This is a genomic window from Shewanella sp. 8A (genome assembly GCF_023475945.1).
Taxonomy (GTDB): Bacteria; Pseudomonadota; Gammaproteobacteria; order Enterobacterales; family Shewanellaceae; genus Shewanella; species Shewanella xiamenensis.
On the sequence record NZ_JAMDJP010000037.1, the window covers coordinates 16,500 to 38,515 of the forward strand.

The 22,016-nt window shown below is 45.9% G+C and carries 14 protein-coding genes and 1 pseudogene; 8 read left to right on the forward strand and 7 right to left on the reverse strand.

The features are described 5' to 3' along the window. Positions 1–34: 34 nt before the first annotated feature. From M0413_RS19760 to M0413_RS19770, 3 genes and pseudogenes are all read left to right on the forward strand, one after another. Positions 35–1,825 (forward strand): acyl-CoA dehydrogenase C-terminal domain-containing protein, encoded by a 1,791-nt coding sequence (locus M0413_RS19760; protein ID WP_249555366.1) that lies wholly within the window; start codon positions 35–37, stop codon positions 1,823–1,825. A gap of 291 nt (positions 1,826–2,116) precedes the next feature. Further along, positions 2,117–4,334: pseudogene (locus M0413_RS19765) on the forward strand (TonB-dependent siderophore receptor). A gap of 264 nt (positions 4,335–4,598) precedes the next feature. Beyond that, positions 4,599–5,606, forward strand: a complete 1,008-nt coding sequence (locus M0413_RS19770) for a patatin-like phospholipase family protein (RefSeq protein ID WP_249555367.1) — start codon at positions 4,599–4,601, stop codon at positions 5,604–5,606. Between the two features lie 150 nt (positions 5,607–5,756). On the opposite strand, the gene asnB is transcribed toward M0413_RS19770, so the two are convergent. From asnB to purM, 5 genes are all read right to left on the reverse strand, one after another. Then, positions 5,757–7,421, reverse strand: coding sequence for an asparagine synthase B (gene asnB, locus M0413_RS19775; RefSeq protein WP_055648383.1), 1,665 nt, complete (start codon positions 7,419–7,421; stop codon positions 5,757–5,759). A 482-nt stretch (positions 7,422–7,903) separates the two neighbouring features. Beyond that, positions 7,904–9,577: a M28 family metallopeptidase gene (locus tag M0413_RS19780; protein WP_055648384.1), complete on the reverse strand. Its 1,674-nt coding sequence runs from the start codon at positions 9,575–9,577 to the stop codon at positions 7,904–7,906. Positions 9,578–9,762: 185 nt separating this feature from the next. After that, on the reverse strand, positions 9,763–10,509 hold the full coding sequence (locus tag M0413_RS19785; protein ID WP_037419391.1) for an HAD-IIA family hydrolase: 747 nt from the start codon (positions 10,507–10,509) through the stop codon (positions 9,763–9,765). A 139-nt stretch (positions 10,510–10,648) separates the two neighbouring features. Further along, positions 10,649–11,293 carry a phosphoribosylglycinamide formyltransferase gene (gene purN / locus M0413_RS19790; RefSeq protein ID WP_249555369.1) on the reverse strand — a complete coding sequence of 215 codons (645 nt, stop codon included), beginning with the start codon at positions 11,291–11,293 and terminating at the stop codon, positions 10,649–10,651. Continuing rightward, on the reverse strand, positions 11,293–12,330 hold the full coding sequence (gene purM, locus M0413_RS19795) for a phosphoribosylformylglycinamidine cyclo-ligase (protein ID WP_133178131.1): 1,038 nt from the start codon (positions 12,328–12,330) through the stop codon (positions 11,293–11,295). The genes purN and purM overlap by 1 nt, the downstream gene beginning before the upstream one ends. Before the next feature lie 327 nt (positions 12,331–12,657). Here purM and upp point away from each other — a divergent pair, with 327 nt between their 5' ends. Both upp and M0413_RS19805 read left to right on the forward strand, forming a co-directional pair. Beyond that, positions 12,658–13,284 carry a uracil phosphoribosyltransferase gene (gene upp, locus M0413_RS19800; protein ID WP_023267861.1) on the forward strand — a complete coding sequence of 209 codons (627 nt, stop codon included), beginning with the start codon at positions 12,658–12,660 and terminating at the stop codon, positions 13,282–13,284. Between the two features lie 189 nt (positions 13,285–13,473). Continuing rightward, positions 13,474–14,877 (forward strand): GGDEF domain-containing protein, encoded by a 1,404-nt coding sequence (locus M0413_RS19805; protein WP_249555371.1) that lies wholly within the window; start codon positions 13,474–13,476, stop codon positions 14,875–14,877. A gap of 88 nt (positions 14,878–14,965) precedes the next feature. On the opposite strand, the gene M0413_RS19810 is transcribed toward M0413_RS19805, so the two are convergent. Then, on the reverse strand, positions 14,966–16,285 hold the full coding sequence (locus tag M0413_RS19810; RefSeq protein WP_249555373.1) for a Na+/H+ antiporter family protein: 1,320 nt from the start codon (positions 16,283–16,285) through the stop codon (positions 14,966–14,968). 368 nt (positions 16,286–16,653) lie between these two features. On the opposite strand from M0413_RS19810, the gene M0413_RS19815 reads away from it, so the two are divergent. Further along, positions 16,654–17,259, forward strand: a complete 606-nt coding sequence (locus M0413_RS19815; RefSeq protein WP_011623136.1) for a peroxiredoxin — start codon at positions 16,654–16,656, stop codon at positions 17,257–17,259. A 75-nt stretch (positions 17,260–17,334) separates the two neighbouring features. On the opposite strand, the gene rnt is transcribed toward M0413_RS19815, so the two are convergent. Then, positions 17,335–18,003 carry a ribonuclease T gene (rnt, locus tag M0413_RS19820; protein ID WP_069455157.1) on the reverse strand — a complete coding sequence of 223 codons (669 nt, stop codon included), beginning with the start codon at positions 18,001–18,003 and terminating at the stop codon, positions 17,335–17,337. Between the two features lie 142 nt (positions 18,004–18,145). Here rnt and motY point away from each other — a divergent pair, with 142 nt between their 5' ends. Both motY and M0413_RS19830 read left to right on the forward strand, forming a co-directional pair. Continuing rightward, positions 18,146–19,015 (forward strand): flagellar protein MotY, encoded by an 870-nt coding sequence (gene motY / locus M0413_RS19825; RefSeq protein ID WP_037419408.1) that lies wholly within the window; start codon positions 18,146–18,148, stop codon positions 19,013–19,015. A 689-nt stretch (positions 19,016–19,704) separates the two neighbouring features. Further along, on the forward strand, positions 19,705–21,885 hold the full coding sequence (locus M0413_RS19830; protein ID WP_249555375.1) for a prolyl oligopeptidase family serine peptidase: 2,181 nt from the start codon (positions 19,705–19,707) through the stop codon (positions 21,883–21,885). Positions 21,886–22,016 lie beyond the last annotated feature (131 nt).

Sequence of the window (22,016 nt, forward strand, 5' to 3'; positions counted from 1 at the left end):
GTCCATTGCCATAAAACAAGAAAGGGAAGCGATTATGCCAGTCTATCAAGCACCACTGCGTGACTATCAATTTATCCTCGATGAAATGTTGCATATTTATCAGCAAGATGCCCTAAAAGGCTTCGATGAAATTGACCCCGATTTGGTCGATGCCATCCTTCAAGGTATGGCGGATTTCAGTACTGAGGTGATGTTGCCGTTAAATAGCGTAGGGGATGTGCAGGGCTGCAAACTCGTGGATGGCAAAGTGGTTACCCCCGAAGGTTTTGCCGACGCCTATCAGCAGTTTGTCGACAATGGTTGGCCGACACTGACCTGCGATCCTGCATACGGTGGCCAAGGACTGCCCGAAGTAGTCGGGATTTTCGCCACCGAGATGCAAACCTCGACTAATATGGCCTTTGCCATGTATCCCGGCCTTACCCACGGCGCCTATGCGGCTATTCATGCCCACGGCAGTGAGGCACTTAAACAGAAGTATCTAGCGAAATTAGTGAGTGGTGAATGGACTGGCACCATGAACCTAACCGAATCCCATGCCGGAACCGACTTAGCACTATTGCGTACTAAGGCCGTGCCTGCGGCGGACGGCTACTTTGCGATAACAGGTGAGAAGATTTTTATCTCCTCGGGCGACCATCAATTTACCGATAACATAGTGCACTTAGTGTTAGCACGCTTGCCCGATGCGCCCGAAGGGGTTAAGGGCATTTCGCTGTTTGCCGTGCCCAAAGTGTTAGTGAACAGTGATGGCAGTTTAGGTGAGGCGAACAGCCTCTATGCCAGTGGGCTTGAGCACAAAATGGGCATCCACGGCAACTCAACCTGTGTGATGGTATTTGAGGATGCACTCGGTGAGTTAGTGGGAGAACCCCACCAAGGGCTGCGCGCCATGTTTACCATGATGAACCAAGCGCGTTTGGGGGTTGGAATGCAGGGATTAGGCGTGTCCGAAATCGCCTATCAAAATGCCTTAGCCTATGCCAAGGACAGATTGCAGAGCCGCGCCATTAGTGGCGCTAAAGCGCCTGAAAAAGCTGCCGACCCGATTTTGGTACACGGTGATGTGCGCCGGATGTTGTTATCGCAAAAAGCCTTTAATGAAGGTGCCCGTGCACTTGTTGGCCAGCAGGCGCTGTGGCTTGATGAGGCTGAGCGCCATAGTGATCCTGCAAAAGCCAAAGCGGCCTCGCAATTAGCGGCCTTGTTTACGCCAGTGGTGAAAGGTTTTATCACTAACCGAGGTTTTAATGCCTGCGTTGATGCACAGCAAGTGTTTGGTGGTCATGGTTATATTCACGAGTGGGGGATGGAGCAATTTGTGCGTGATAGCCGTATTGCACTGATTTATGAAGGAACTAATGGTATTCAGGCACTCGATTTAGTTGGGCGTAAACTGCTGAGCGATCGCGGTGCTGCCATGCAGCAATGGTCAACGCTGGTCACTGAATTTATTCAATCACAGGGCAAAGATGTGCAAATGCAGCCCTACGTGAGTGGGCTAATGGATTGCGCCACCGATTTACAAAAGGCGAGTGGTTATTTAGCGAGCCATGCAGCCAGCAATCCCGACATTATCGGCGCGGCATCGATGGCGTATCTGGAGTTATTTGGCATTACGGCTCTGGCATGGATGTGGGCGCGTATGGCCAAGATTGCGCTAACTGCGCTCGCAAATGGCACGCAAGAGGCGGAGTTTTACCAGGCTAAACTGAAAACGGCGGACTTTTATATGGCGTATTGGGCCGTGCAGAGCCGCAGCCTGCGTAAACAGTTGGAGCAGGCGAGTGAGATGCTAACCACGCTTGATGAGGCTGTTTTTTAAGTTTTTATATTCAAAGCGTATAGCCACTAAAAACAGTAAAAAGCCAGCAAAGTGATGCTGGCTTTTTTATTGGAGATGGCTTTCATTAAGCGCCATTTAGTAAGTGCTATGCACTAAGAGCCATGCTGCTATATCCACACATAACGAGTAGACTCTCTTTACAATTGCTATCAATCCTGACCGATGTAAATTCAAATGAGAATTATTGTTATCTAGTAATCAAACTTTATAATGACGGCACATTTTGATGATATGGGTAAACCACAGGTTTGCTCAAGGTTGGGGGACTTTGTGAAAACACGTTTTGCCTATTCAATACTAACGCTTGCCCTGATGCCGCATTTGGCCTTTGCGGCTGCGCCTAACGCTCAAGAGAGTAAACCTGAGCAAGAAAGTACTTCAACGGTACAAGCCGATATACAAACCAACACTCAGGCCGAAGCACAAGCCGAGACTAAGGCGCCAGAGCGAATTGTCGTGCGTGGTCGCGCCATGCAAATGTATGTTGATAAAGAGACTGAAATCGGCACTAAAACGGCAATCAATGTGATGGAATTGCCGCAGTCTGTACAAGTGCTGACCGAGCAACTGATTGACGATCAAGCCGCTCGTAACATCACTGACTTATACCGCTCCATTGCCGGTGTGAGTGAATTTAGCTATTCCGGCGTGACCTTTCGTGGCTTTCGCGATGATGCAAACGTGTTTTACGATGGTGTACGTGGCGACCCGTATTCGGGATTTTCGGTGCCACAACTGTTCAACGTACAGCGGGTTGAAGTATTAAAAGGCCCTGCATCGGCACTCTATGGCGGCGGTGAACCCGGCGGAATGATTAACTATGTGACGAAGAAACCAACCTTTATCGAGCGTAAAGATCTCACCCTAAGCACGGGTAGCTACGACATGATGGGCGGCTCGCTGGATTTCACTGGCGGTTTAACTGAGGATTTAGCCTATCGATTGGGGGGGCTACTATCAGCAGGAAGATAGCTTTCGTAACAATGCCGATAGCTTAAATGCCGAAGTGGCAGGTGGTTTACTCTATGAAATAAGTGAAGATACCAAGCTCACCACCACCTTCGATCTGATAAGGCAGGATTTGGGTGGCAATCGACTCCGTGGTGTACCCGTGGATGATGCGGGTAATTTCCTTGTTGATCCTTCCTACAATGCCAACGAGAAAAGCGATTTCCAGAAAATGGATGCCTTGGTGCTGCAAGCGATTCTCGATCATCAATTTAGTGATGATTTTTCGGTAAAAACTCAAATTCGTTACCTGAATAATGAATCCGATCAGCAATATCACGAATCCCGTGGTTGGGTCGATGTGAATGGTGATGGCAAGGCAAACAGCGCAGATGGTACGATCAAACGTGAATATCGTGTCCAATCCCGTGCCAATGACGAAATCAGTTTAACCAATGATTTTGTTTATCGTTTTAATGCCTTAGGTTTTGAGCATGAGTTCCTGTTTGGTGGTGATTATCACTACGTCGAAACCGAATACCATTACAAGTTGGCGACCAGTAAGGAAGGCGTGGGTAATCTGAATATCTTTGCGCTGAATTACGGTGAAACAAACCCAAGTGCTTATCAGTTAAAAGACATGGATACCGACGGTACCCGTGCCAACCGTTTTGGCCTGTATCTGCAAGAGCATCTGCATTTCAACGAGCAGTGGTCTTTAATTGCGGGTCTACGCTTCAGCCAGTTTGATGATTACGATAAAAAGACCGGATTCTCCTTTAGCGATAATGCCATTACCCCAAGGGCTGGATTGAATTATCGTCCAATCGATGCGATGTCTTTCTACTTGAACTACTCAGAGAGTTTCAATCCGGCAGCATTGTCTGATCAAGAGAGCATCAAAAGCGACGGCGCACTCGATCCCGAAACTGGTAATCAAATAGAACTTGGGATGAAAAACGAGTGGCTCGATGGCCAGTTTATGACCACACTCGCACTCTATCGCATTGAAAAACAAAATGTGGCCCAGGCTAACCCTTTAGATACTGGGGATGACGATGGTATTCCGAATTTAGTTAATTTTGGCGAAGTACGTAGCCAAGGGGTGGAATGGACGCTGGTGGGCGATCTCACAGATAACCTTACCGTAACGGCTAACTATGCCTATAACGATACCGAAGTGATTAAAGGCGTGACCAACGACAGCCTAACCAACACCTTTGGTGACGGCAAACACTTTGCCAATGCGCCGCGCCATCAAGCAGGGCTATGGACGCGCTACGATATTCAAGCGATTGATTCCGCCATTGCTTTTGGGATGGACTATGTGGGCGAGCAATTTAGCCTCAATGGTCAAACGGTAAAACCCCATACGGTGTTTGATATGAGCTGGACGACCCAGTGGGACCAAACCCAAGTGCGCGTAAATCTGAAGAATATCTTCGATAAGGAATATGCTGTCAGCGGTTTTAGTGAGCGCAATGGCCATTTCCCTGGCGAGCCGCGCAATGTCACGCTTGAATTAACCCATAAGTTCTAACGTTAAGAAACCAAGTGCAATCTAAGCCAGCGTGACGATCCGCGGGCTTAGATTGCATATGCAACGCATTGTATCTACAAGCAACTTTACCTATAGCTTTTAACTATGTATGCGAGTATTGCATCGTTGATAAAGTGCTTTAATTCACGCAAAACGCTTCTTATATTTATTTATCGATTACAACAATAGATTCTATCCGTTTTTTACTATGGCTTTCTTTGTTTAGACTGGGCTTATCTATTCTCCATTGCGATAAGGTCAGTTATGCCGCCGATTAACCATTTATCCTCAGCTTCTCAATCTGTTACCGCGCCTAAAGTGGCGTTAATTGCAGAGGGTGGTGGTCAGCGCGGTATTTTTACCGCAGGCGTACTCGATGCTTGGCTTGATGCGGAGTTCGACCCTTTCGATTTATTGATTGGTACCTCTGCTGGCTCGCAAAACTTGACGAGTTTCTTAGCTAGGCAAAAGGGATACGCTAAAAAACTTATCCGTGGCTTAACGCGTCATAAACGCTTCTATCAATTAGGACGAGGTCTGATTGGCGCCAATGTGATCGATCTCGACTGGTATTTTGACCAGATTCAACGTGGAAGCTTTAAGCTAGATTTAGCCGCGGCGAGTCAATCCCTCCGTGGGCGAGAACTTCTTATCACCACCACGCGAGTCAGCGATCGCCAAGGGTATTTTTTGAGCCCAACCAACCACGATCACTGGCGTGAACTACTTAAAGCCTCTAGCGCATTGCCTTTTTTATATAAACAAGGGGTGAAGTTAACACCTTGGTTAGCGATTGAATCTGCTAATCATGCCGAAGTTATGGCTGAACCAGAGCAGGATTTTTATCTCGATGGCGGTTTAGCGGCGCCGCTACCTGTGCGTGAAGCGTATCGACGCGGCGCCCGTAAAATTGTGGTGGTCAGAACGGTGAATGAAGATTTTCAAGCCCAATCCGCTTGGGTACATAAACTCAAGTCGTGGATCTGCGTCTCAGGTTTTTGCCCTAAGACCATTGATTACTTAGTGCAGCATGAAGAGGCCTATCAGACCGAGCTAGACTTTATTGCCAATCCTCCCGATGATGTTGAAATTGTGCAGATTTTTGCTAAGTCACCATTACAGAGTAAGCTGTTAGGTAGCACAGATGCGGATTTACGGATTGATTACCAGCAAGGGATAAAGGCGGGGGAGGCGTTTCTTGCTAAGTCTTCTGGGCAAATTGCCAAGGTTAAAGATGTGACGCCAGTTTTACCATTGGCAATATCGGCCTAGATCATTGGTTCGCTTCTTCTTGAATCACTCAAGGTATTATTGCTCGGCCGTATTTTAGCTTGCTTGGCAAAGCTAAATGAATGGGGCAAAGCGTTAAAGGTAATAAAGCCACCCGAGGGTGGCTTTATTATTAGGATGGGATATCAGTGGTTAATAGCTGGCGGCATGCACTGAGCGTACGGCGCGGCCTGATGGGTCGATAATACCCCGTAAACTTTCATCCCATGCCAGCGCTTCTGGGGTAGAGCAGGCGACCGACTTGCCACCAGGAACCGTTTCGGCAGCACTTGGCAATGGATAATGCTCCTCAAAGAAACAGCGATAGAAGTAAGCCTCTTTGGTTTCTGGCGTGTTATACGGGAAGCGGAACTTCGCGTTGGCTAGTTGCAAATCGTCGACCTGTTCTGCGGCATGGGCCTTCAAACCATCAATCCAAGAGTAGCCTACGCCATCGCTGAATTGTTCCTTTTGGCGCCAGGCGACTTCTTTAGGTAATTTATGCTCAAAGGCTTGGCGCAGAATGTGTTTCTCAATCCGGCCATCCTTAGACATTTTTGCCTCAGGGTTAATGCGCATTGCCACATCCATAAATTCCTTATCGAGGAAAGGCACACGGGCTTCCAATCCCCACGCCGCCATGGCTTTGTTGGCACGCAGACAGTCGAATAGATGCAGTTTATCCAGTTTACGCACGAGTTCCTCATGGAAGGCCTGCGCGTTTGGCGCCTTATGGAAGTATAAGTAACCGCCAAAGAGTTCGTCGGCACCTTCACCCGATAACACCATTTTGATCCCCATCGCCTTGATTTTACGCGCCATCAGATACATGGGTGTGGCAGCACGAATGGTGGTGACATCATAGGTTTCTAAGTGGTAGATGACTTCTTTAATCGCATCTAGCCCTTCTTGGAAGGTAAAGTTGATCTCATGGTGAATCGTTCCAATGGCATCAGCAACCTTTTTGGCCGCGATTAAATCCGGAGCGCCTTTTAAACCGACAGCAAAGGAGTGTAGCTGTGGCCACCAAGCGTTTGTTTCACCGTCATCTTCGATACGGCGTTTGGCAAATGTCTGGGTGATAGCCGAGATTACCGATGAGTCTAAACCGCCGGAGAGTAATACTCCGTAAGGTACATCGGACATCAATTGACGTTTTACTGCGGCTTCTAGAGCTTCACGCAATTCTTCTTGGCTGGCGCCGTTATCTTTAACTGCATCATACTGTTGCCAATCGCGGGTGTAGTATTTCACAGCCGCAGCATCGCTTGAGAATAAGTATTGGCCCGGCTGGAATTCTTCCACCGTTTTACACACTGGCATCAGGGCTTTCATTTCGGAGGCGACATAGAAGTTACCTGCCGCATCTCGACCCGTGTAGAGCGGAATGATACCCATATGATCGCGGCCAATTAGGTAGGCGTCTTTGGCTTTGTCGTAGAGTACGAAGGCGAAAATACCGTTTAATTTATCAAGAAATTCAGTGCCATATTCCTGATACAACGCCAGAATGACTTCGCAATCTGAGTTGGTTTGATAGCTGTATTTATCGCCGAGTTGGGCTTTGAGTTCTTTGTGGTTATAGATTTCACCGTTGACCGCGAGGATAAGGCTGCCATCTTCGGTTAGCAGTGGCTGCGCGCCATGTTCAATATCGACAATGGCCAAGCGTTCGTGGGCCAAAATCGCTTTATCGCTGGCGTAAATGCCTGACCAATCGGGGCCGCGATGGCGCATCAGTTTGGACATTTCTAGTGCCACTTGGCGTAGCTCTTTCGCATCGGATTGAATATCTAAAATTGAAAAAATCGAACACATAATGCAACTCCTAAACCGCTGTATTTCATTTGAGGATGTCTCAATTGAGTATCAATGTGCCAGCGATTCGGGATTTTGCCAAATATTATTTTTGATGATTTGTTCGTTTTTAGGTGTTTTAGGTGAGTTTAATCTATATTGAAAATGGTTTTAATTGAATTTTGTTTAATTAGTTTCGCTTTTTTATACACAAAGTGTTTTTTGGTGTTGATTGCTAGGCGGGATATTGGCAAATACATAATGTTCACTCAAGAAAATCCGTTTTTGAGAAAATCATGATAAATGTGAGCAAGATAGTGATCCAAGCGTCATAATCGCTGATTTTATAAGCAGCATATCGGCAGTTATTGCCCGTGTTGCTACAGTCAAGGTCAACAGTGAGCGTAAAGTGGGGCGGCTCATAAAATACTCATAACATAATAAGGCACCCTTCAAGGTGCCTTATTAGATTTTTTAGCGATTAATCCCTTTGCTTAAGCCGCTTACTTTGCGGTCGTGGCAAGTTCTGTTTTGGCGGGACGCAGGCTGTTAAACTCAGTACCTTGATAATAGCCTGGCCAATCTTGGCTGTTGCCTAAGCTGCGAGTCACTTGATAGTAAATTTCCAGATCTTGAATCGCACCACTCAAATCCCAGTCTTCATGATATTCATCGCAGACATTGTGATAGCAGCCCTTCATGGTTGCTTGCATTTGAGTCTTATAGTCCGCGGTTGCCGCATCGATAGGCTCACTACCGCCACCGGCAAAGACCGCAGGAACGCCGAGTTTAGCGAAGCTGAAGTGGTCAGAGCGGAAGAAACCGCCCGATGCAGGATTCTTTTCACCCAAAGCAATGCGGTTTTGCTGTTTGGCGGCATCGATTAAGTAGTTTTCAAGCTCGGACTTGCCTTTACCGACGATAGTGAAGTCCTTGGTTTTTCCATAGATATTGGTGCTATCTAGGTTTAGCACTGCCACGGTTTTATCAATGGGGTAGATAGGATTAGCGGCATAATAACGTGAGCCAAGCAACCCTTGCTCTTCGCCCGTGGTGGCGATAAAGGTCACCGAGCGAGCTAAGCCGTGGCCCTGTTTAGCGTTATCGGCGAGTTGTCTGGCGATTTCTAAAATGCCCGCAATACCCGATGCGTTGTCCATGGCACCGTTGTAAATTTTATCGCCTTCTTTACTGTCATCTTTGCCAATATGGTCCCAGTGGCCAGTAAACAGGATTTGCTCATCTACTTGCTTGGTGCCAGGAAGGGTGGCGACGACGTTATAGCTGTTGGCATATTCCGCTTTGTTTTTAAAGGCGATGCTGGCCGTTTGCTCTAGGGATAAGCTAATTGGGCTATCGGCAGCGCGAGCCATGAGAGTTGGAAGTGATAGGCCAGCCTTTTCAAACAGTTTTGTGGCGGTATCTAAGGTTAACCAACCTTCAACTTGGACGCGGCTATCCTGCTCAGCTTTGCTGTGCACTAAATCCTGTTGTGGCCCCGTCCAACTGTTTTCGACAACAGACCAAGGATAAGATGCAGGCTCAGTATCGTGGATCAGCAGCGCGCCGAGTGCGCCTTGGCGGCTAGCTTCTTCAAATTTATAACTCCAGCGGCCGTAGTAGGTCATCGCTTTGCCATTAAATTTGCCTGAGTCTGGGCGGGCAAAACCGGGATCGTTCACTAAGATGACTGCGATTTTACCTTTCATATCCACATCTTGGTAATCGTTCCAGCCATATTCAGGTGCATTAACACCGTAGCCAACAAATACCAATGGCGCGTTTTCAATGTTAATACCACCGTTATCATGGCGACTACTGAGCACCAGATCTTGACGGTATTTAAAGGGTAATCCAGCTAGCGTGACTTGCTGTGCTTCATCTGCGGTATAGCTCACCATAGGCACAGGTTGTAAAAAGCTACCTTGGTAAGCACCTTTAAGTCCCATCTCTGCAAAGGCCTTGGATAAATAATCCAAGGTGAGTTTTTCACCCTGAGTGGTTGGGGCACGGCCTTCAAACTCATCGGAAGACAGGTTTTTAATATCGTCTCTAAAACGTGCTTCATTCATTTGCACGGGTTTCAGTGCGGCACTGCTGTTGGCATCGGGCTGGGCCGAGTTGGGGCTACAGGCACTGAGCAAGGCTAGTGCGCAAAACGGATACAAACGTCGCATAGGTTGATCCTACTGTTATTTTTAGGGCGTGTTTAACGCGAATATTGAAGGGGTATGTCGTGCCTTATCATGAAGCAAGCGACAATGGGGTACAAGGGAAGTCCAACGGCAAATATGTTACTTAATGTTAAGGTCAGTGGTGTTTCTCAGCACGCTAAGGTGCTGAGAAGCTGGCAGTTTGATGCTTAAACGACATCGATATCGCCGGCACAGGCGAAAACATGATTTGGGCGGAAAGGTTCTTTATCGATATCTTCAAGTTTACTTACGCCGCTGGTAACCAGAATGGTTTCAAGTCCGGCTTGGAAGCCCGCCAAGATATCGGTACGCATATTGTCGCCGATGATCACGGTATTTTCGGAGTGACCGTCAATATGATTGAGCGCCGAGCGGATAATCCATGAACTCGGTTTACCGACGTAGAAAGGCTTTTTGCCGGTAATACGCTCAATCGGTGAACACAGGGCGCCGCAGGCGGGGCTGTAAGCGGGGCCGTGAGTGTCGGGGTTGGTGGCGATAAAACGGGCGCCACGGGCGACAAATCCGGCGGCCTTATGGATCATATCCCAATTGTAGGAACGGGTTTCGCCAACAATCACAAAATCGGGATTAATGTCGGTAATGGTAAAACCAGCCTTGTAGAGCTCATGGGTGAGGGCGCCTTCACCGATAACAAAGGCTTTACTGCCCTCTTGGTGCTTTAAAAAGTCGGCGGTAGCCATGGCCGAGGTATAAAAACATTCCTCCGGGATGTCTATCCCCGCTGCGCTAAGGCGGTTTTGCAGATCTTTGCCTGTTTGTACCGGATAGTTAGTGAGAATGACAAGGGGATTGCCTTGCTGGAGAATGCGCTGGATAAATTTATCACTGCCGGGGATCAGCTTATTGTCGTGCAGGAGTACACCATCGATATCGCAGATAATATTTTTCATCTAATAATCTCTTTTATGCCGAACAAAATCACTTTTCGTTAGCTTATCTAATGCCACATTAGTCCATAAAACAATGGTTTTGTATGTCATAGCCCAAAAAAAAGAGACCTTTAAGGTCTCTTCTTCCAATATTCAGAGATTAATCGGGTGCGTAGCCATTAGGGCCGATGAGCGTGCCATCAAGATAGGCTTGGCCGTCTTGCATTTTTAGGCGTTGATGGCTAAACCATTTCACCACTAGGGGGTAAATAGCATGCTCTTGCTCGTGGACACGCGCAGCGAGCATCTCTGCGGTATCGTCTTCATAAACTGGGACTTTCGCCTGTAAAATCACCGGACCAGCATCTAGCGCTGGGGTAACAAAATGCACACTTGCGCCATGTTCTGTTTCTTTGGCATCAATGGCACGTTGGTGGGTGTGTAATCCGGTAAATTTGGGCAGCAATGAAGGGTGGATATTGATCATGCGACCTAAATAATGATTCACGAATTCATCGGTTAGAATGCGCATAAATCCAGCCAACACGATTAAATCCGGTTGGTATTGTTCAACTGCAGCCATTAACCGTGCATCGTAATCAGAGCGAGATTCACCTGTGCGAGCAATCACGCAGCTGGTATCAATTTCACTATGATGGGCACGAACTAGGCCGTAGGCATCGGGTTTATTACTGATCACTCCGACAACTTCGGCTTGCAAATTATCGTCACAACCGTCGATAACGGCTTGAAGATTACTGCCATTTCCGGAAATTAATACAACTACACGACAGCTTTGGGGCATTACAGGATCTCCACTTGCTCTTCATTGCCTTCGCGAGCAGCGATAGCACCGATAAGCCATGCTTGTTCGCCTTCCGCTGCCAGCAGCGCAAGTGCGGCATCCACTTTATCGGCTGGCAGCGCAACGATCATGCCGACACCACAGTTAAAGGTACGGTACATTTCATATTCTGCAATGTTACCGTTTTCCATTAACCAATTGAAAACAGCTGGCCATTGCCATGAATCACCTTGAATAACGGCTTTGCAGTTTTCAGGCAGTACGCGAGGAATGTTCTCCCAGAAACCACCGCCAGTGATGTGCGCCATTGCGTGCACGTCTGATGCTTCGATCAGCTTGAGCAATGATTTAACGTAAATTTTGGTTGGTTCTAACAGATGTTGGATCAATGGCTTGCCATTGAGATCCTGTTGAGGGTCCGCTTGGCTGACTTCTAATACTTTACGAACTAATGAATAGCCATTTGAATGAGGACCACTTGAAGCTAAGGCGATCAGTGCATCACCCGCGGCCACTTTACTCCCGTCAATGATGTCGGCCTTTTCAACCACGCCCACACAGAAACCTGCGAGGTCGTAATCTTCACCTTCATACATGCCTGGCATTTCAGCGGTTTCGCCGCCGATTAACGCACAACCAGATTGGAAACAACCTTCGCCGATGCCGTTAACAACAGAAGTTGCTGTTTCAACATCGAGCTTGCCTGTTGCATAGTAATCGAGGAAAAACAATGGCTCAGCGCCTTGAACGATCAAATCGTTCACACACATGGCCACTAAGTCGATACCGACTGTGTCGTGTTTTTTGTAATCGATAGCTAAACGCAATTTAGTACCAACACCATCGGTGCCTGACACTAAAACAGGTTGCTTGTATTTAGTGGGTAATTCACACAATGCGCCAAAACCACCTAAGTTGCCCATTACCTCTGGACGACGGGTACGTTTAACAGCCGCTTTAATGTTATTTACCAGTGCATTACCAGCATCAATATCAACGCCAGCGTCTTTATAGCTCAGTGGGGTAGGAGTGCTCACGGAGGATCCTCTCGGGTACATCGTTATTGGATTTTTATGCGGCGGTATTCTATCAGCTTGTGCTAGGGGTCGAAAGTCATGATTTGGATTTATCAGTATCTCTGAAGTTTTTTTAGCTTCACAGGGGGATATTTCACATTTTCAATCTAGTGATTGGTCATAAAATAGTGTGTTAGTGGGCGTATCTTAAGCGATAAGCAATAATTCTTGCGATATTGCTCACGATTAGTCCGAATGGAAAAACTTTATGTTTTACCCAATAAACAAATCATCTAAAATCTGAAAAATTTGCCTAAGATAATTCGCGAACAATAGTAGGAGAGAAAAATGAAAGTTGTCGAGGTTAAACACCCGTTAGTGCGTCACAAAATCGGCTTAATGCGTGAAGGTGACATTAGCACTAAACGTTTCCGTGAGCTAGCCGCTGAAGTCGGCAGCTTGTTAACCTATGAAGCTACCGCAGATTTCGAAACCGAAACTGTTACGATTGAAGGCTGGAATGGTCCGGTAGATGTGGATCAGATCAAAGGCAAGAAAGTGACTGTTGTGCCTATCCTGCGTGCGGGTTTAGGCATGATGGACGGTGTACTTGAGCATATTCCAAGTGCGCGTATTTCGGTTGTGGGTATCTACCGCGACGAAGAAACCCTAGAACCTGTGCCATATTTTGAAAAGCTGGCCAGCGACATGAACGAGCGTATCGCGCTGATTGTTGACCCCATGCTGGCAACTGGTGGCTCGATGATTGCGACTATCGACCTGCTGAAAAAACGCGGTTGTACCTCAATTAAAGCCTTAGTGTTAGTTGCCGCGCCCGAAGGGCTCAAAGCCCTTGAAGCGGCTCACCCGGATGTTGAGCTGTATACTGCCGCAATCGACAGATGCTTAAACGAGAAGGGCTATATCCTGCCTGGTTTAGGTGATGCGGGCGATAAGATTTTTGGGACTAAATAATGTTCTGATGGCTTAAATGCTATCTCGATTTGACAAGGGGGCTTAGGCTCCCTTTTTGTTTTTTATGATTCCATTTTTGCCGACTCGTTCTACAGTTAACGATAAGATTAATTTTTGACAGAATGCGTTTGCGCGGCGCAGTAGGTTTGCAATAAATCGATTTAACTCAGGTCATCATCGGGGATTATGATGGTTTCAAAACTAAGTTGGTCACTTGTTCGCCAATCTTGTTCATTGGCTACCTTGATATTTGTTGTGTTACTGCTGGTCCTTTTACCCTTGCGAATAGAGAAAGAACACAGGGCATTTGTCAAATTTGTACGGGCGAAACACGTGGTGCCAAGTTATTTAGAGTTGCTTGGTAAGAGCTTATCTTTACACGATATTATTGATTTTGATAGTGCGCTACTTACACCATTTAAGCTTGATTCCTCCCGCTTATTATTGCCTTCAGGCGGTGCCTTATCACCAGAAGAAGAGCTGATCCTGCGCTATTTTGACTATTTATATTCAAATAATAAGAATCCTGTCAGAAGTGCGTTTATATATATCGGTCTATACAAAAGTAATGCGCTATATTTTGCCTCCACGATTCCTGAAGAGGTGAAAAGTCGCCTAATACACGAAAATTCTTTCACCAATGAGTTTTGCCAACGGCTGCATTATTGCAGTAAGGATGCCTCTGCTGACTCCTTAGTTGATGATATTGTGCTATCCGTTCCTTATCGTGATGAAGTAACGGAAAACATTATTCTTTCTATGGCGGCGCCCATTTCATCCTCACATGCGCCTGAGCATCTTTGGGGGGATGTGATTGCTGATACATCATTTATGGCAACGGATTTTATGCAAAGAAAAGTGTTTGAAACTCAGAACTCGGCTTATGGCACTGAGATTGTCATTAGCGGAGATAGTTTTTGGACACGGATCACGCCCAACTTTCTGTTTTATGCTATGAGTAATCACTTAGATAATCAGAGTGTTTTAACATACAAAATCAGTACGTTAAGGTTTTTTATGCAATATTTGCCTCTTTGGTTATTGCTGTCGGGCTTAACAATTATTTTCCAACTTAAATTTATGCGTCTCAAGCAGTTACGTACTGAGCGTCAGCAATTTTCTGAAGCTATGCTGTTGGATCCATTTACGAAGACCTACAATAAAAAAATCTATGAAACACTTATTTTTAAGGCTGCAACTGCGTCTCAATATGCTGTGATTTGTATTGATGGCGATAAAATAAAAACGATTAACGACACCCATGGTCATCAATTAGGTGATTTGGCAATAATGCAAATTGTCGAAGCGATGCGAGCCGTTTTTCGGGAAAACGACATTATTATCCGTACTGGCGGTGATGAGTTTGTAGTGATTTTAGCCAACTGTCCTATTGATAAAGCACAACAACTTGCGGATAGACTTAAAGATAACATTCGGCAGCGACATTTTTTAAATATGCTAACTGTTTCTTGTGGTGTCGCAGATTCAATGGATTGCCTATCCTTTGAGGCGGTATTTCTGGCGGCAGATAAGGCGTTATACGCGGATAAGACACAAAAAAGATCCGATGATGAAAATGATGTTTTGCGGTAACGTTCTAATACTCAATGCTTAAATCCCTAGCATAAAAAAAGCGTGGCATTACCACGCTTTTGCTTATGTTTATATGTCTTTCCTACGCTTAGAGCACCATGGCGGCAATCCAACCAAATACTAACAGTGGAATATTGTAATGAATAAAGGTGGGGATCACGCTGTCGCGGATATGGTCGTGCTGACCATCGGCATTTAAACCCGATGTGGGACCCAATGTTGAGTCCGACGCTGGCGAGCCTGCATCGCCCAACGCAGCAGCAGTCCCGACTAACGCGATAGTTGCGGGTACTGAAAAGCCAAAGCTTAGCGCAAAGGGCACATAAATGGTCGCGATAATCGGAATGGTCGAGAAAGATGAGCCAATACCCATAGTAATTAATAGTCCAACGACTAACATCAAAAAGGCGGCGAGGGCTTTATTGTCGCCAATCAGACTACTCAATGATGAAACCAGGGTGCCAACTTCACCAGTTTCTTTCACTACTGCGGCAAAACCTGCGGCGGAGATCATGATAAAACCGATATTGGCCATCATGCGCACGCCCTGAGTAAAGATATCTTGGTCAGCAACGTGTTTTAGGGCGCCAGAGAAACTAAAGATCATAAAGCCGACTAAAGCGCCGAAGATCATCGAATCAGTCTCAAGCTGTACAAATAAAGTTGCAAGAATTGCTACCGCTGCGATAGCGATATTGCGCTTATTGAGCGTCTCTTCGGGCTCGGCACTGAGCACTTTAGTTTCATCGTATACCCTTGGCTTGCGATAGCTAACAAATACGGCGATCAATAAACCGACCACCATGCCCGCTGCGGGGATCAACATGGCAGGGGGGATTTGGTCACGCACAGCGACTAAGCCGTTGCTGGTGAGGTTTGACAGCAAAATATCATTTAAGAAAATACCACCAAAGCCCACGGGTAAAATCATATAGGTAGTGACAAGGCCAAAGGTCAGCACGCAGGCGACCAAACGGCGGTCGATATGCAGCTTGGTCATCACATGCAGCAGCGGCGGCACGAGTATCGGAATAAAGGCGATATGGATCGGCAGGATATTTTGCGAGGCCATCGACATCACGAGCAGGGATAACAGCAGTAACCAGCGCACCCAATTAGTGTTGGTCGGATTAGGTTCTTGGCCAAGGCTTTTAATGATCGAGTTGGAGATCAGCGTCGTCAAGCCTGAATGGGATAATGCTACGGCAAATGCACCCAATAAGGCATAACTCAGGGCGATTTGTGCGCCGCCACCTAATCCTGTATTGAAGGCATCAATCGTTTGATGCAGATCCATTCCCCCGACTAAACCAGCAACGAGGGCGCTGATGGTGAGCGCGACCACTACATTCACCCTCGCCAAACTAAGGGCTAACATTAAACACACAGCAATGACGACTGCATTCATAGACAAATTCTTAATTCTGTAAACCAAAAGGGTTATTTTCGACTGCTAAGGCCGTGTCTGTCCAGTTTACCGAGCCTTAATCTGAAAAATATCTGAAAATGTGAATCGAGAGGGCTTTTAGTGTTAGATGAATGTGGGCTAAAGCGCTTATCAATGGCACAGATTGCTCTATCCTTAAGCAGTAGCGTCAAAATGCCCTTGAAAAATGTGATATTGGTCTTAAATAGGTTGTAAGGCAAAACGCACGACTTATAATGCCTAAAGATTTGATTGGTAAGCGCTCTCAAATACACTCGCACAAATGTGCAAGCGTGTTTAAGGGATGTTTTACTTTTATAGTTAGTTCAACTCATAGATGGAGATATAAAATGAGCGTATTAGTAGGCCGTCCGGCTCCTGATTTTACTGCAGCAGCTGTATTAGGTTCTGGCGAAATCGTAGATAGCTTTAACTTAACTGCAGCCATCAAAGGCAAGCCTGCAGTGGTATTTTTCTATCCACTTGACTTCACTTTCGTTTGTCCATCAGAGTTGATCGCTTTTGATCACCGCATGGAAGAGTTCACTAAGCGTGGTGTTGAAGTGATCGGTGTGTCTATCGATTCTCAATTCACTCACAACGCATGGCGTAACACCCCAGTAGAAAAAGGTGGTATTGGCCAAGTGAAATACACTTTAGTTGCTGACGTTAAACATGACATCTGTAAAGCATACGATGTTGAGCACCCAGAAGCTGGCGTGGCTTTCCGTGGTTCATTCCTGATCGACAAAGAAGGTATGGTACGTCACCAAGTGGTTAACGATCTGCCATTAGGCCGTAACGTTGACGAAATGCTGCGTATGATCGACGCACTGCAATTCCACGAAGAGCACGGTGATGTTTGCCCAGCAGGTTGGGAAAAAGGCGACAAAGGTATGAACGCAAGCACTGAAGGTGTTGCGGCTTACTTAGCTGAAAACGCAAGCTCTCTGTAATTTGTAAACCTTTAGTTAGGTAAAAAGAAAGCTGCCTTTTGGCAGCTTTCTTGTTTTAGACAATTGTTGGTAAAGCTATGCTTCGCTATCCGAATCATCAGGTTCGTTGGTGGCTAAGAGTGGCCAGCCACCTAAAGATTTCCAGCGGTTGACGATATAACAAAAGAGCTCAGCAGTGCGCTCGGTATCGTAGAGTGCAGAATGGGCTTCTTTATTGTCAAAAGGGATGCCTGCCATAATACAGGCTTTTGCTAATACCGTATGGCCAATCGCTAATCCTGCCAACGTCGCGGTATCAAAAGTGGCAAACGGATGGAATGGAGAGCGTTTTAAGTCACAACGTTCAATAGCCTTACTCACAAAGCCATGATCGAAGGCCGCATTGTGCGCCACAATAATACTACGGTGACAATCAGATGCCTTTTGGGCTTTTTTAACGGCTTTAAATATTTCTAAAAAGGCTTCTTTTTCGCTGACCGCACCGCGTAATGGATTGGTGGGATCGATACCATTAAAAGCCAGCGCCTCGGGTTCTAAATTTGCACCCTCAAAGGGCTCAATGTTGAAATGCAGGGTTTTATCAATCCCGAGCACACCTTCATCATCCATTTTCAGTAGCGTGACGGCTATTTCCAGCAACGCATCGGTTTGAGAGTTGAAGCCCGCGGTTTCGACATCTATCACTACCGGAAAGTAGCCACGAAATCGGTGTTTCAATTTGTTTGCGTCGCAAATATCGCTCATTAAAGTACCCAAGAAAAATCACAGGGCGCTATTATGCTTAATGAACTAGGATGTGTCATGTTTGATTGCTGGTTTTATGAGCTAAAGGAACTAAAAAGTTTGCCGATAAAACCTCGTAACCGAATAAACACGAGTAAGGGCTATGTGGCGAAAACTGATATTAGTATCAATTTTATGCGTTCCAGCAACTGCAATGGCAGAGTTGCGCCACTATGTGGCCTCTTTGGGTGAATCCCAATGGCGAGTCAGTCAAAACAGTCCGATCGTGTGCCGTCTTGAGCATGATATTCCTTCCTACGGTAAAGCGATTTTTACCAGTGAAGCGGGTAAGCAATTAAATCTCAATTTCACTTTGGATATGTGGGTAAAACCTGATCAAGTGACCCAAGCCAAGTTGATGAGCCGAGCTCCCAAATGGCGACCAGGTGTGGTGTCAAAAGAAATCACTTCGTTACGTTACCAAAAGTATTTTAATGGTGAAGTGCCTAAACGCGCCGCGTGGTCCATGTTAAACGAGCTAAGCCGTGGTATGGAGCCGACATTTTACTATGCCGATTGGTATGATGAGTCCAATAAAATTGCTGTAGGGCTGTCGGCCGCGAATTTTGGCCGAAAATATGCTGAGTTTAAGGCGTGTTTATCGCACCTATTGCCTTATAGCTTTGAAGATATTGCTTTTACCGTGCTTAATTATGATGAAGGGGGAACGGATTTAACTCGCTTCTCACAGCAACAGCTTACGCGAATACAGGAATATTTGTCATACGATCCAGATGTAGAATTAGTATTAGTCGATGCTTATACCGATAGTTATGGTGGTCGTTCAGTGAATCAGAAAGTCTCGGACAAACGTGCTGAATCGGTAAAAGATTTCTTTGTCTCAAGCGGTATACCGCAAGATCGAATTGTGACTGTGGGTCACGGCGAGCGGCGTCACGTGGCTTCAAATGACGATATTGAGGAAAGGGCGCTAAACCGCCGAGTTGTGATCCGAATTAGTAAGCCCCTCTAAATCAAAGCTTAACCTAACAATGCCAAGTCTACTGACTTGGCATTGTTGTTTATTGACGCTGTTTGTATTCGCGTCAAAATACTATGGCAGTCTGTTGATTCGGATAGTGACACGCAAATAAGCGCCATTTATTGAGAGGCTCCAGTGGTTTTTATGTAACAAAAAATACTGAACGCCGATAAGTGTCGCTTGATGTTTGATTCTGGGTAAAAAAAAGCCCGCTTAATCTAAGCGGGCCGCAAAATAATGCATTTGCAATCAACAAATTGAAGGAAGGAAGTCAAGCATAAGAACCAGGGATGAACTGAAGTACTTAAAAGACATCAGTTTAAAAGTTCTTTGTTTTCAATATCCGCTAGCGGATATCTCCTGAAAACAAGCACATTTTAGTGTGTTGTTATTTGGCTAGCAAACGAGAAAAATTGCCTCGATACATTAGCAAAACTAATGATTGATTAAGTGATCTGCCTCACTTAAGTCACTATTTAGCATGATTAATAACTTGTCAGTCATAATTACTGCATAAAAATACACTTCAATAAGCTCATCATTGCTACCAGTTTGTTAAATCTTTCTTCTTCGCTAGAAAACCTCATCTTTTGCTACAGCATTGCCATGAAAAATTTTGCTTGTATAGTACTTGCTGCAAAAGAGCGTTAAGCCGGACATCACCAAAAGGACGATAAAAGATGGCATTAAGATTTCGCCTTGCCCAGCAAGGTTTATTAGTAGCCACATTGGGCATGGCGTTGGCCGCCTGCCAGAGTGGCAATACGCCAGAAGAGGCCGCACAGCAGGTCAGCGCAAACAAATTGGTTTACCCTGAAACGAGAAAAGACGCCTTAGTCGACACTCTTCACGGTGTTGCGGTGGCGGATCCTTACCGTCATCTTGAAGAAAACACGCCAGAAACCGAAAGCTGGGTAAAAGAACAACAGGCCTTTGGTCAAGCTTACTTGGCAAAAATCCCCAACAAACAAGCCGTGGTTGACCGTATCACTGAACTGTGGAACTACGAGAAGATTTCAGCCCCCTTCGAGAATGGCGATAACCAGTTTTATTACCGTAACGATGGTTTACAAGCGCAATCGGTCCTTTATGTAAAAGGCAAAGATGGCGTTGAGAAAGCCGTGCTCGATCCAAATAGCTTCTCAGCCGATGGTACCGTGGCGTTGTCTGGAGTATCGGTAAGTAATGACGGTAAGATTTTAGCCTATGGAGTGTCTAAGTCAGGCTCTGACTGGCAGCAGTGGCAGTTTATTGATATTGCCACTGGTAAAAAGCTTAAAGATGAACTCAACTGGATTAAATTCTCCAGCGCGGTATGGGATAAGGAAAACCAAGGGGTTTTCTATGCCCGTTACGATGCGCCAGCGGGTGGGGATTTACTGGCCGATGTGAACTTTAATCAAAAAGTGTATTACCACAAATTAGGCACAGATCAGCGCCAAGATTTATTGATTTACGAACGCCCCCAAAACAAAGATTGGGGATTTGGCATCGATGTGTCTGAGCAGGGCGAATATTTACTGCTGTCGATTTCGCAGGGTACGGACAAACGTAATCGCTTTTTCTATAAATCACTGTTTGAACCTAAAGCTCAGGTGGTGGAATTAATCCTTAACCTCGAAGCAGAGTATGAGTTTTTAGGTAATGACGGTTCGGTATTTTATTTTAAAACCGATTTAGATGCGCCTAACGGTAAAGTGATTGCCATTGATACCCGTAATAGCGAGAAATCGCAGTGGCAAACCATTATTCCTGAATCAAAAGATCCCATTAATAAAGTCGCTATTATCAATGACCATTTAGTCGTCAGCTATTTACACGATGTATTGGGACAATTATCGATTTTCAGTATGGGCGGCCAAAAGCGTCAAGATGTCACTTTACCAGGTAAAGGTAATGTCGCCGGGCCTTTCGGTAAGGCGAGTAAAGACTATTTCTACTATGTCTTTAACAGCTATATTCAACCTGAAACCACCTATAAGTTTGATTTTAAAACAGCGCAGTCGACCGTTGTGGCTAAACCTCAGGTGTCATTTAATCCCGATAATTATGTGTCTGAGCAAGTGTTTTATACCAGCAAAGACGGTACTCGCGTCCCGATGATGCTGTCCTATAAGAAAGGTCTTGTGAAGAATGGCCAAAATCCAACGTTACTCTATGCCTACGGTGGTTTCGCGATTTCGATGACGCCGCGTTTTAGCCCTGCCAACATCGCATGGTTAGATATGGGCGGCATTTACGCCGTACCAAGTTTACGCGGCGGCGCGGATTATGGTGAAAGCTGGCATCAGGCAGGTATGTTCGATAAAAAGCAAAATGTGTTTGATGACTATTTTGCCGCTGCCGAATACCTGATCAACGAAAAATACACCAACACTACAAAGTTAGGCGCTTATGGCCGCAGTAATGGCGGTTTATTGATGGGCGCCGCGGTGACGCAACGTCCTGAGCTGTTTGCTGCCGTACTACCAGCAGTGGGTGTGCTGGATATGCTGCGCTTCCATAAGTTTACCATTGGTTGGGCTTGGACCAGTGAATATGGCAGTGCAGATAATGCAGAGCAGTTCCCGGCATTATTAGCTTATTCGCCTTACCATAATGTTAAAGCGCAGGCTTATCCTGCAACTATGGTGATGACGGCTGATCACGATGATCGTGTTGTGCCGCTACACAGCTTTAAATTTGCCGCCATGATGCAAGAAAAACAGCAGGGCGATAAACCCGTGATAATGCGCATTGAGTCTAATGCTGGACATGGTGCGGGTAAACCAACCGCGATGAAGATCGACGAGTTTGCCGATATTTATAGCTTCCTGTGGCAAAGCTTTGGTTTGTCACTACCGCAAACCCTTGCAAAATAGCTAACTATGTTAATTAAATGGGGTCGTTTGGCCCCATTGTTATTTACAAATCCCTCAATTGCGTTGAAACCCCTGCTATCCCTATCTATATCTTCATCGGGTCATTCACAAGTCTTGTTTCCCTAGGTATA

Coding starts and splice junctions, on each gene's coding strand:
- M0413_RS19760 (WP_249555366.1), top strand. CDS start 35: ATGCCAGTCTATCAAGCACCACTGCGTGACTATCAATTTATCCTCGAT.
- M0413_RS19770 (WP_249555367.1), top strand. CDS start 4,599: ATGCCGCCGATTAACCATTTATCCTCAGCTTCTCAATCTGTTACCGCG.
- asnB (WP_055648383.1), bottom strand. CDS start 7,421: ATGTGTTCGATTTTTTCAATTTTAGATATTCAATCCGATGCGAAAGAG.
- M0413_RS19780 (WP_055648384.1), bottom strand. CDS start 9,577: ATGCGACGTTTGTATCCGTTTTGCGCACTAGCCTTGCTCAGTGCCTGT.
- M0413_RS19785 (WP_037419391.1), bottom strand. CDS start 10,509: ATGAAAAATATTATCTGCGATATCGATGGTGTACTCCTGCACGACAAT.
- purN (WP_249555369.1), bottom strand. CDS start 11,293: ATGCCCCAAAGCTGTCGTGTAGTTGTATTAATTTCCGGAAATGGCAGT.
- upp (WP_023267861.1), top strand. CDS start 12,658: ATGAAAGTTGTCGAGGTTAAACACCCGTTAGTGCGTCACAAAATCGGC.
- M0413_RS19805 (WP_249555371.1), top strand. CDS start 13,474: ATGGTTTCAAAACTAAGTTGGTCACTTGTTCGCCAATCTTGTTCATTG.
- M0413_RS19810 (WP_249555373.1), bottom strand. CDS start 16,285: ATGAATGCAGTCGTCATTGCTGTGTGTTTAATGTTAGCCCTTAGTTTG.
- M0413_RS19815 (WP_011623136.1), top strand. CDS start 16,654: ATGAGCGTATTAGTAGGCCGTCCGGCTCCTGATTTTACTGCAGCAGCT.
- rnt (WP_069455157.1), bottom strand. CDS start 18,003: ATGAGCGATATTTGCGACGCAAACAAATTGAAACACCGATTTCGTGGC.
- motY (WP_037419408.1), top strand. CDS start 18,146: ATGTGGCGAAAACTGATATTAGTATCAATTTTATGCGTTCCAGCAACT.
- M0413_RS19830 (WP_249555375.1), top strand. CDS start 19,705: ATGGCATTAAGATTTCGCCTTGCCCAGCAAGGTTTATTAGTAGCCACA.